Origin of the sequence: Fortiea sp. LEGE XX443 (assembly GCF_015206815.1) — a bacterium.
In the GTDB taxonomy this organism is placed as follows: Bacteria; Cyanobacteriota; Cyanobacteriia; order Cyanobacteriales; family Nostocaceae; genus Nostoc_B.
Window position 1 is genome coordinate 75,768 of the sequence record NZ_JADEXZ010000017.1, and the last position, 10,614, is coordinate 86,381.

A 10,614-nucleotide genomic window follows, 5' to 3' on the forward strand; every position below is an offset into this window, starting at 1 on the left:
CCCAATATCATCCTGCCCACCTTGCACTCCGCACAATTGCTGTTTGATCAAGCAGTTTTAGACACTGGTTGTTTTTAGCACCTAATAACCACTCGCCACGCAAAAAGGGAGCCATCGTATCTGGTAGATTTGTTGGTGGCATCAGATGTTGTACATCTAGCCAATCCATACCGCCGACTTCATCCACTGCTAAACCGACTATGGTTTCTTGCTCCTCAATCGCAATTACTGAAATTTCTGCTCTATCCGTATTTAGCGCAGTTACTTCGCCCAGAAATTGACCCAAATCAGCCACCCAAATTACTCGACCTCGTAAATTTAGAGTACCCAAAAGTAAAGGAGAAGCATTAGGAATCGGGGTGATTCTATCAGGACTTAATTCCAAGACTTCTCGGATACCTGTAGCTGGTAAGGCAAATTCCTGATGCGAGGGAATATAAAACCGTAAATGTAACTCACCTTCAGGACTTTCTACTTGTAATTCAGGACGGAAGTGGTCTTGTCCACCACCACTCAAAAAGTCCGGTTTGCTAACCATGTTATTTTCATCCTTATCCTCGCAACAGTTGTTTGACTGTTCCTACCAACTCTGTTGGTTGAAACGGTTTGGCTATATAGGCATCCGCACCTTGTTTCATGCCCCAGTAGCGGTCAAATTCTTCACCTTTAGAAGAACACATAACTACAGGGACATTTTGGGTTTTTGGGTCGGATTTTAACCTGCGGCAAACTTCGTAGCCGTTCATCCGCGGCATGACAATATCCAATACCACCAAGTCTGGTGGAGCGCTTTGAATGGCCTCCAATGCTTCTACTCCGTCACTGGCATAGGTGACTGTTAAACCACTGGCTTTCAGGAGGTCGATAATCATCTCCCTCTGTGCGATACTGTCTTCCACAATCAGAACTGTACTCATAAATGCCTATCTACCTCCTGATGTAGACGTTCCTTGTTGGAACATTCCCTGACTCCCCCGTAAAAATTTCTTGTATAAATTTATGCTATTATTTCACTAATTGACTAGATAATAATTTGGCACTGGGGTTGGTTGATTCTGTGATAACATTTTTTACCCCATCTTTTATGGAATCAACAAGTCTTGTATTTCTTTGGTGTTCCCATAAAAGACTTGTAATTAACATATTTCTCAACGAGCATCAGTAATTCAGCATCATCAAACGGTTTTGTCAAATAATCTGTTGCCCCAACCATTCTGGCTCTGACTCTATCAATGAAGCCATCCTTACCAGTGAGCATAACAATTGGCACCAGTCGAAATGCTGACGAATGGCGCAACATGTTACAAATTTCGTAGCCATCAAGTTCGGGCATGGTAATGTCACACAAAATTAAATCTGGTCGCAGTTGAAATACCAAACCAATTGCTTCTAGGGGATGAGTCAGAGCGATCGCTTCATACCCATGTAACTTTAAAATCGACTCTACAGCCTCACAAATTGTTGTTGTATCATCAATACAAACTATCCTTGGACGATGGTTTTCTTCACCTCCCAACTCTGGTACTGATGTTCTGGAATTCGTTGTAGCTGAATCTACTAGTTGCAACCAACCTTGTAGCACGTAAGGATATATAGCCTTAGCGACTGTTAATAAATCTCGGTTGAGATAACGTGCAAGTTGACGTAGGGATGTTTTCCCGTCTGCCCAATGCTGTAGTTTATTAACTGTTTCGGCTGGTAGTGAGGAGCGTAGTTCTGTTGTATCAGCTAGTATCGGCAATTGTTCAGGAGACTGAATTTGCGGATATAGCCGTTTCCATTCTGGGATTTGTTGGGTAACTTTTGCCACTATTGGCGCAATCTCTAAACTAGTTAATTGTGGCGCAAGGGCTGCTCCTTGACGGAAAATGAAACTACCTTGGTGTAAACTCAATAGGTCAAACAGTGTTTCTTGCACTAAGCTGTGAATAATACTATGAGCTACCTTGGGGCTGATGATATTCCGCTCTAAAAGTGTCCACAAATAACCATACTCTGGGACGTTTTGTGTTGCTAAGGATGCAGGTTGCTTTTGCTCAAGTCGTGTCTCGATTCGGTAATGACGTAAGTAATCATCAATCCGCGATAAATTACTATCACCTGCTTGGCAATAAATAATTTGACCGTTGAGGAAAAAGACAAACCAAGATTGTTTCCTAGCATTTTTACTATGGCGATGTCTGACAGCCTCATCTTGTATAAGATGATCTTGCTTGTGAAAGCCAGCTTCCACCAAAAGTTGTCCAGTTCGCTGCCCTAACTCAATTAATTGCAAAATACTGCGAATATCAATTTCATTTAAATTTCCCTGCATTTAGCTCAACTTTACTCCTTTTTATATTCTTGACTTAAGTTTGCCCGTCAATTTTTTACAGATTTCAAATAGGTAAAGTGAGTTGTTAGCTCCGCGTCTTCGCAATATTATTTCTCCTACAACTAATGTCTATCAGGAGATACATTTAGCTACAAACTGTAAATTTTCGTAATAGAGCTTGACAAAGGTTAGTGATAACACGGAAGTCATCATCACTGTTACCAGTACAAAATATAAAGGCGCGACTAAATCGCTTCTATAAAATATCAGGGCGTGAAACTTCACGTCTATAAGTAGTTTTGTCTGTCTTGTTTTCCTACATTGAAGTGAAATTAAGACAAACTAACAGAATTATCTCAGGTATATCTTAAAACACGGACATCAAGTACGCAAAAGGATGAACGGTGTGCTGTATTTAGCAGAAGTACAAAAGCAGAAGGGCGGCTTACTCGGTGGTGGTTCTAAAACCGAACTGAAACTGCTTGCTTGTCAGCGAACCGACCAGAATTGGAGTACTGTGTCGGAAGAAGTGATCACCGCTGAGGAAGCAAGCAAATTAAATGATGGTGCATTAGTGCTGGTAGAACTGAATCCGAATCGCCAAATGCAGCGGATTCAAGAAGCAGGGCGGCCACTAGTAAATATACTGCAAAATTTTTCTCGTCAGCTAGAAAAATTTAAACTTAAAGAAGATGAGATCGATCAGTGGAAGCAGTCGCTAACATTTCAGGCGCAAGAAATGAATCGCCGAGAAATGGAAATGGAAGCGCGGTTAGAACAACTACAACAAATGGAAGATGATTGTCAACACCTGGATGAGCAAAAACAAGAAATTGACACATCCCGTGAGGAAATTGAAAAGTTACAAGCTGAAATTGAGCGTAATCGTCAAGAATTAGAAGGCGCTTGGGAGCATCTGCGCGGTGAACAACGTCGCTTAGAGGAGCGACAGGCAGATTTCCAACAGGGTAATGTTTTAGATGAAGAGCAAAGTCGGGTGATGAGTGAGTTACTGAATCGCTTGTCTAGCCGTGTTGCGCCGACGGAAACAGTCAGAGAACATCTGCATTTAGCTTTTGAATTAATCGAAAACCAACAAGGGACTTTGAACCCACACTGGGAACAACTGGAGCAGCAAAAAACCTTAGCAGCACAACAGCAAGAAGAAGTAGAGCGTCTTGGACAAACTTTAAGCGATCGCCAGAACGAATGGCAACAAGCACATAATTCTCTGGAGCAGCAAACTGCTCAATTAAAAGTGTATGTGGCAACTATTACTAGTAAACAAGAGTATGTTCAGCTAGTCAAAGAACAGTTGCAATACCAAGAAGATTTATATCAAAAAATAAACTACTTAGCTGCTACTTCTGGCGATATTCCTGGACAAAAAATTGATGTGGAAGGGCTGGAAAGAATGCCTTTAGATGAACTAAAAAAAATAGTTCAAGACTTGGTAAATAAGCTAGAAATAGACTCTCATTTTGTCCAAGAACAGGAACAAGAACTGCAATACAAACAAGCAGCTATAGAAGAATTGCAAATAAAACTTAGCCAAGCATCTGACCAAGATCACATCAATTTAGAAATGGAAATGGCAGATGAAAAAGACCACTATCAAATGCTTAACAAGACTTTAGAAGGACAACGCCGCAGTATGTTGCAGCGTCAAAAGCTGATTCAGCAGCACCAAAATATATTGCTCCGACGACAGGGAGAATCTATCACTAATACAGAGGAAGAAAATCAAATTGATTTTAGCCCAATTCTGTTACAAATTGATAGCCAAAGACAACAACAATCGCAGGAAATACAAAAACTTGAACGGGAACTTGAACAGATGCGGTCTGCAATTGAGCTAGATCAAGGAATGATTGACAACCAAACTCATGATTTGGCACAAAAGCAACAAGAAATCAAAACTTTAGAAGCCAATTTACAGTCCTTGCGAACAGCAACATCTGAATGCTGGGGTCGAGTTAATTTATATCAAGAAACACTGCAACCAATTCAGGATTCATTGGACGCTTTACGGCAAAATCTGCAAAGAATTGGTGAATCCTTAGCTCAAGTTCAAGAAACTGGTGACTATCAACTGCAAACAATTTCTGAGATGCGTCAAACTCTCCAAAATTTAATATTACAACCAGAATTATTAGCCTCTTAAAAAGGATGAACTGTGGTGTGGGGTGTTATGCTTGATTTGCCAACAGCATCCTTCAAGTAGTCGAGGATCTCTTCGTTCGCCAATAATTTAGGAACCTTCTATCTATTCGCCATAGCTATCGCCAGTTACCTTACCTCGGAAAACAATATATTGGTATAGGTTATAAAACAGCATCACCGGGATAAGAAAGCCGATAAAGATGATCATGATTACTAACGAACTAGGATCAGCGGCTGCTTCATAGATAGTGATTTCTGTGGGGATGATATAGGGAAAGACAATTAAGCCTAGTCCAATAAACGACAACACAAATAACAGAATAGTCCAAACAAAAGGCGCTCGTTCTTCTTTGCGATTGAGACTTTGCCAAAGTTGCCAAATTAACCACACTCCCAACAAGGGAATCACGCTGAAGATATAAACTAAAGGCTGCTGAAATAAGCGTGATCTAGCACTTTCATAAATTATCGGTGTGCTAATTGTAATAGCGATCGCGCCAATTAAGGTTGTCAAAGCGGCAATTTTGGCAGTTTTATAGTGGGTTTCCTGTAACTCTCCTGTGGTTTTCCACACAAGATAAGTTGAGCCAATCAACACATATCCTTGAATTAAAGTTAATGCCACTATCACAGATGGCAAACTAAACCAGTCCCAAGTTGTGCCGATAAAATGTCCCGCCTCATCAACATTAATACCTTTGAGTACTGCACCAAGGGCGAATCCTTGTCCGAGTGCAGCTGTAAAACTTCCTGCACCAAAAGCAAAATTCCAAAATAATTTGCGTCTGGATAATTCCCTAAACTCAAACGCCACACCGCGAAAAATAAACCCAAACACCATCACCAAAATCGGAATGTACAAAGCATTCAAAATCGTGCCGTAAGCGAGGGGAAATGCACCAAATAGTCCGCCTCCCATCAACACCAGCCAAGTTTCATTCGCATCCCAAATGTTGCTTAAGCTAGTCATCAAAATGCCCCGACGTTCCTCATCTGAAGAAGTGAGAGACAAGATACCCACTCCTAAATCAAAGCCATCCAACATCACGTACAAAAATAAAAAGAGAGCTAAAATTACAAACCATACTTGAGGCAGAAAATACTTTAGCGTCTCCATAAAATTTTATATCCCACATCATTTGTAAGTATGATCGCAGTTTTTTCTCTAATTTAACTGGAGCGTAGACGCTTGCGGCTTGTCGTTAGACATCGCCTTCGCAACACCATCATTGTACTTGCGAACACGAAACTTCGAGTAAAAAGGTAGAGCGATCGCTGTAGTAAAATAATATTAGGTAAAACAAAAGCTTGAATAACATCACCCATCACAAATAATGCAATTAGAATGACCACACGCTTTATTCTTAGTGATTATGTTGGGGAAGCGATCGCACAGGCGGTTTATGACAAACTGGAAGATGGGACTTTTGCAGGTAAGATTCCGGTTTGTCAGGGAGTTATTGCTTTTGGTGTAACTTTGCGCGAGTGCGAAGATGAGTTACGTTCCACACTGGAAGACTGGATTCTGCTAGGCTTAAAGCTGGGACATCCTCTACCAGTCATTAATAATATTGATCTAAATCAGGAGCTAACCCTTGAGCCGATAGATGCCTTGTAAACGTCGAGATTTTGTCAAAAAATTACGACAGCTTGGCTTTGAAGGGGCTTTTGCTGGGACAATACATTAGTTTATGTTGTATGAACAACATCGTCTCACTATTCCCTCTAATGACGAGTATTCTGTACCGCAATTGCGGATGATGATTCGGGAAATTGAGGTGATTATAGAGAGGGAAATCACATTGGAAAAATGGAATAATCTTTGAGTCCGCACATCATTCTACAATTTAACAGGAAGAATCGCCTTCAGAACACCATCATTCCACCTGCGAACACGAAACTTCGAGTAAATAAGTAGAGCGTAGGCATCACCCCCACACACCATCATTCCGCCTTTTTTAGTCAACTGCAAGCAGTTAAAAATAATTCAGAATTTGATTGACAGAACAAATTCATGATTATTTTAGATTCAAGTGTTATCTTGAGCAAGCAAATTTAAAAAGTCCGCAGCTTTAAAAATATAAATATCCTCGTATTTATTTAATGAAAGTAAGTGTTTATCACCTGTAATAATGTGTGTTGCTTGTCCGACAACGGCACATTCGATCACCATATCGTCATCTGGATCATCCGCAACAACTTTCAGGCTATTGGAGATTTCTACTAAGCGTGAAAAAGCAAGAATTTGCTCAATATCAATAGCTGCATCCATCGGAGAACGATTTTGCTTTGTCTGCAACTTTTCGCGTAACTCCAATAAAATTTCTCGACAAGTAATTGATTCAATTTGCGCGTTTCTTGCAAGTTCTAAACAACGATAGGGACTACCTCGCCAACCTCAACCAGAAAAGAGCGTATTTGTATCGAAAACAACTACATAAGGGATCATTGCTTTTCATGCAATATATCGTCTATAAATTCTTCTCGCTCTTGCTCAGTCATAATATCCCAGTTGAGTCCGTGTGTTGTACTCAAAGAGCGCATTTGTAACTCTCCCTGATTAAGTCTATTTTGCCACCAATTATCTTGCTCTGTTTTAATGGCTTGCAATATCATACGCTGCTCTGAAATTGCTAGTTGTTTCACTAGTGTTATTACTTGCTCAGTGTTGAGATAAAGGTTTACCATCTTTGTAGCGCCTCAAGTGTTGAGATTTGCAGATATTTTAACTCAGTTAATTTTATGCTGTAACGATGAAAACTGCATCTAAGCTGATTATTCCATTTAAACAAAGCGATCGCCATAAAACTGTGTAGGTTGGATTAAGGAACAAAACCTAACATTGCCAAAATATTTGTTTTTCTCCAAAATCGCTCATCATTCTACAATTTAGCAGGAGCGATGTCTCCGACGGGCTGCGCCTACGCCCTCACAACACCATCATTCCACCTTAAAACAAGAACGTTCAAGTAAAAAAGTAAAGCGATCGCCTTCACAACACCATCATTTCACCTACGAACACGAAACTTCGACTTCAAAACAAGAACAATCTCACTTGAAACAGGAACAATCTCACTTGAAACAGGAACAATCTCACTTGAAACAGGAACATTCTTACTTGGAACAGGAACGTTCTCGTTTAAAACAAGAACATTCTTACTTGAAACAGAAACGTTTTTGTTTGAAACAGGAACATTTTTGTTCTGAACACAAAACTTGGAGATAAAAGCTTGATTGATGAGGTTGGGAACTTGAATTTTACTGTTGTGAGTTGAGGCGATCGCGCAAATATGCCAAACTCTCTGGATGTTGGGTTAACGTGAATTCGATGAACCTCTCCCCAACCCCTCTCCGACGCGGAGAGGGGCAGAAATATTACTCATTGTTCACGAAAAAACTAGGCTTTCAAAGCCTCTCTCCTTTTAGGGGCTACCGTGTATACACAAGTTGAACCGATCCTCCCTAACCCTCCTTAAAAAGGAGGGAACAGGATCAAAAGTCCCCCTTTTTAAGGGGGATTTAGGGGGATCAAGCCGAGTTTTGGCTTCTCATCCGAGATGTGTGTACACTGTAGCCTTTTAGGGGAGAGGTTTGGAGAGGGGTTTTTTCAATCCGTCGAACTCACGTTGGGTTACGCTGTATCTCCACCCAACCCAAACTATTTCACACTTCACACTTCAGACTTCACACTTCTTACTGTTGTGCTTCTACAGGACGTTCATCCGGCTGGAACTCTCCCGGAGTAGTATCTACAGCAGCTTTAGTAATTTCTGTGCCTGGAATTGGCAACTCAAGATTTGGCCCTTTACGAATGATGCGACTGCCAAAGTACATAGCGGCGATAAATAATAAACTGTAAACTATGGCAAAACTGGTGAGTGAGACTAAAACGTTACTTGCAGGTAGACGAGAAGCTGCGTCAATTGTGCGGATTTGTCCGTAAAGTATCCAAGGTTGTCGTCCCACACAGCGCACAATCCAGCCTGACTCCACAGCAATGTATCCTAAAGGTGCAGCAAATATCCAAGCCAACATTAGCCAGCGTTGCTGAGTGATATTTTTGGCTGAAAGTTTGCCACGCAACCATTGCAGTGTACTCAACAGCATTAATCCAGCAAAGAAAAAGCCGATCGCAATCATCACACGAAAGGCGTAATAAATTAAACCTACCAGATGGGGACGATCCTCTGGTTTCCACTCTTTCAAACCGCGCACTGGTTGGGAAAGATTTTGTTTAAACTCCAGAATGTAACCCAAAGCGTTGGGGATGGTGATTTCCCAATCATTTTTTTGGGCTGTTTCGTTAGGTAGGGCAATTAAACTCCAGTCAGCAGGCTGTCCGGCGGGTGTGCTTTCCCACTGGGCTTCCATTGCTGCTAGTTTTGTGGGTTGATAGTGATAAACTTGTTCACCACTCAAATGACCAATATATATTTGTAATGGAGCAACTGCGATCGCAACTGCTAAAACTATCTTCAAGGACTGAGAAAAAAAGGCTGGATGGCGTTTTTGCAAAATGTACCAAGCACTAATTCCGCCAATCACAAACAGCGAAGTCTCCAGTGTGGCAAAAAACATGTGCAGCACACTGTTAGCCATAAAAGGATTGAACATCGCCTGAAAGTAATCGTTGACAACAAATTTGCCATTCACCATTTCCCCGCCAGCTGGGGTTTGCATCCAGGAATTAGCTGTCAAAATCCACAGAGTTGAAAGGTTAGCACCCACAGCTACCAAAATAGTTGAGAGATAGTGAACCGCAGGATTGACTCGCTCCCAACCAAATAACATAATCCCTAAAAAAGCCGCCTCTAGCATAAATGCCCAAGAAGCTTCAAAGCCGATAACACTGCCAAAAAAGTTACCCACTGCTTCTGAGAAAGGTGCCCAGTTAGTGCCAAACTGAAATTCCATTGGGATACCTGTTGCTACCCCAATTCCGAAATTCAGGACGTAAAATTTAGACCAAAACCGCGCATGGAGGTAATAATCTGGATTACGAGTTTTCAGCCACAGTCCCTCGATAATCACCAAATAAATCCCCATCCCTGTAGTCAGGACAGGCCAAAGTATATGGAATATCGCTGTCAGGGCAAACTGCATCCGTGATAGCACCACTGAATCGGATAAAAATTCCACGAATTTTCTCCATTAGCAAACCACAGTATTTAGGATAAAGGTTTTAGTCCTCGCGCAAATATACCAAAAGGTTCCATATAAACCTCGTCTACTTTGAGAATCGTAGTTTTTTATCGAGATGATGAGATTGCTTCCTTACGTCGCAATGACACAACAGAATCATCAAAAACTCCAGATCCCAACATAGATGAGGTTTAGATTAATGTTTATATGTCAGCGTTGAAAGTTCTGCTGTAGTAAAAGAATGATTGCAACTTTGGGTGGTTTTTTAGGTCAAAAAAGTGATGGAGAACCTGGAGTTAAAACTATCTGGCGTGGGCTACGGCGATTACACGATATCGCTGCTACTTCAATACTTCTCGGTTAAGAACAAAAGCAAGGTAAAGTGATAATTGTTCACCAAGAAGTGTGATGGAAAAAACTGGTGTTGCTAAAAGATTTCTCCTTGATCACGCCAACGCTAGAAGCAGAGTTAATAATCAAAGCGATAGAAACAGTGATTTCTCCGTCTGTAATTAGACAAACTCTACTAGAGACAGGCAGTTGTGAAGAGCGAGCGCGGAAATTGCCATCTGGGCTGGTAGTGTGTCTGGTCATAGCAATGAATCTATGGTCATCAGATGCAATGGGGGACGTACTGAAAAATCTGGTGAGTGGATTAAGTAGAGAATGGACACGATTAGGGAAGTATTGGAAAGTACCAACCAGTTCTTCAATCAGTGAAGCAAGACAGAGATTGGGATGTCGAGCAATGAGCCGACTGTTCCACAAGATAGTCAGACCATTAGCTACAGCGCAGACTCCAGGAGCATTTTTAGGTGGACTACGAGTGATGGCAGTAGACGGTACAGTGATGGATGTACCAGATAGCGCGGCTAATGCCAAGGTGTTTGGATATCCAGGTAGTAGAAAAGGGACTAGAGCAGCATTTCCCAAAGTACGTTTAGTATTGCTAATTGAGGCAGGAACGCATTTAATTGTTGATGCCTTAATATGTC

At 41.3% G+C, this 10,614-nt stretch carries 10 protein-coding genes and 2 pseudogenes; 5 read left to right on the plus strand and 7 right to left on the minus strand.

Translation table 11 applies throughout. The features are described 5' to 3' along the window. Positions 1-7: 7 nt before the first annotated feature. The 3 genes from IQ259_RS09380 to IQ259_RS09390 all read right to left on the minus strand — a co-directional run bounded on the left by IQ259_RS09380 (position 8) and on the right by IQ259_RS09390 (position 2,314). Positions 8-538 (minus strand): chemotaxis protein CheW, encoded by a 531-nt coding sequence (locus IQ259_RS09380; RefSeq protein WP_193883952.1) that lies wholly within the window; start codon positions 536-538, stop codon positions 8-10. Positions 539-551: 13 nt separating this feature from the next. Then, positions 552-917, minus strand: a complete 366-nt coding sequence (locus IQ259_RS09385; protein WP_193883954.1) for a response regulator transcription factor — start codon at positions 915-917, stop codon at positions 552-554. A 173-nt stretch (positions 918-1,090) separates the two neighbouring features. Then, complete coding sequence (locus IQ259_RS09390; RefSeq protein WP_193883956.1) at positions 1,091-2,314, minus strand: response regulator; 1,224 nt, start codon at positions 2,312-2,314, stop codon at positions 1,091-1,093. A gap of 406 nt (positions 2,315-2,720) precedes the next feature. Here IQ259_RS09390 and hmpF point away from each other — a divergent pair, with 406 nt between their 5' ends. Beyond that, positions 2,721-4,478, plus strand: a complete 1,758-nt coding sequence (gene hmpF, locus IQ259_RS09395; protein WP_193883980.1) for a pilus motility taxis protein HmpF — start codon at positions 2,721-2,723, stop codon at positions 4,476-4,478. Between the two features lie 102 nt (positions 4,479-4,580). Here hmpF and cydB read toward each other — a convergent pair whose 3' ends face one another. Further along, positions 4,581-5,594 (minus strand): cytochrome d ubiquinol oxidase subunit II, encoded by a 1,014-nt coding sequence (gene cydB, locus IQ259_RS09400; RefSeq protein WP_193883957.1) that lies wholly within the window; start codon positions 5,592-5,594, stop codon positions 4,581-4,583. 228 nt (positions 5,595-5,822) lie between these two features. On the opposite strand from cydB, the gene IQ259_RS09405 reads away from it, so the two are divergent. Next, positions 5,823-6,095 carry a type II toxin-antitoxin system HicB family antitoxin gene (locus IQ259_RS09405; RefSeq protein WP_193883959.1) on the plus strand — a complete coding sequence of 91 codons (273 nt, stop codon included), beginning with the start codon at positions 5,823-5,825 and terminating at the stop codon, positions 6,093-6,095. A gap of 73 nt (positions 6,096-6,168) precedes the next feature. Next, complete coding sequence (locus IQ259_RS27540) at positions 6,169-6,303, plus strand: hypothetical protein (protein WP_255525279.1); 135 nt, start codon at positions 6,169-6,171, stop codon at positions 6,301-6,303. A 203-nt stretch (positions 6,304-6,506) separates the two neighbouring features. On the opposite strand, the pseudogene IQ259_RS09415 reads toward IQ259_RS27540, so the two are convergent. The 3 genes and pseudogenes from IQ259_RS09415 to IQ259_RS09425 all read right to left on the minus strand — a co-directional run. Beyond that, a pseudogene (locus IQ259_RS09415) lies at positions 6,507-6,854 on the minus strand (putative toxin-antitoxin system toxin component, PIN family); the annotation flags it as partial. Between the two features lie 68 nt (positions 6,855-6,922). Next, positions 6,923-7,165 carry a hypothetical protein gene (locus tag IQ259_RS09420; RefSeq protein WP_193883961.1) on the minus strand — a complete coding sequence of 81 codons (243 nt, stop codon included), beginning with the start codon at positions 7,163-7,165 and terminating at the stop codon, positions 6,923-6,925. Between the two features lie 1,005 nt (positions 7,166-8,170). Continuing rightward, a complete protein-coding gene (locus tag IQ259_RS09425; protein WP_193883963.1) occupies positions 8,171-9,616 on the minus strand; it encodes a cytochrome ubiquinol oxidase subunit I in 1,446 nt (481 codons plus the stop codon). Positions 9,617-9,857: 241 nt separating this feature from the next. Between IQ259_RS09425 and IQ259_RS09430 the strand changes: the two are divergent. Beyond that, positions 9,858-9,983, plus strand: a pseudogene (locus tag IQ259_RS09430) (IS4 family transposase); the annotation flags it as partial. 57 nt (positions 9,984-10,040) lie between these two features. Next, positions 10,041-10,614 (plus strand): transposase domain-containing protein (locus IQ259_RS09435; RefSeq protein WP_193883965.1); only part of this gene is annotated, 574 nt, incomplete at its 3' end.